Source organism: Modestobacter sp. I12A-02662, from assembly GCF_041028325.1.
GTDB lineage: Bacteria > Actinomycetota > Actinomycetes > Mycobacteriales > Geodermatophilaceae > Modestobacter.
The window spans coordinates 1-525 of record NZ_JABGDE010000050.1 but is presented as its reverse complement, the minus strand read 5'-3'; the positions used below and the strand labels follow the sequence as shown (position 1 = coordinate 525).

Here is a 525-nt window from a genome sequence, read left to right as displayed (position 1 = left end):
GTGATGCCCAGGAGCGCAATCTTGCCGCACAGCTTGACGCCGCGTTTCGTCAGGGTGAACACACCGGCCTTCAGCTGATCCTCAGTGGGGAAGAGAGCCAGCGCGGCCAGCGTCTGCAGGCCTACTTTGGCTACCTGAACCAGGCGCGTCAGGAGACGATCGCGCAGCTGAAGCAGACGCGCGAAGAGGTCACCACCCAGAAAGCTGAGCTGGAAGAGAAGCAGACCCAGCAGCAGACGTTACTCTACGATCAGCAGGCTCAGCAGGCGAAGCTGGAGCAGGCGCGCAACGAGCGTAAGAAAACCCTGTCCGGCCTTGAGTCTTCCATTCAGGAAGGCCAGAGCCAGCTGAGCGAAATGCGCGCTAACGAATCGAAACTGCGTAACAGCATTGCGCGAGCAGAAGCCGCGGCGAAAGCGCGCGCGGAAAAAGAGGCGCGCGAGGCGCAGGCCGTTCGCAACAAGCAGCAGGAAGCGTCCCGTAAAGGTACGACCTACAAACCAAGCGAAAGCGAACGCTCTCTGA

1 protein-coding gene is annotated in these 525 nt (G+C 60.6%); it reads left to right on the top strand.

What is annotated here, in order from left to right; translation table 11 throughout:
• A partial coding sequence (locus HL189_RS22550; RefSeq protein WP_369135968.1) for a hypothetical protein occupies positions 1–525 on the top strand: 525 nt, incomplete at both ends.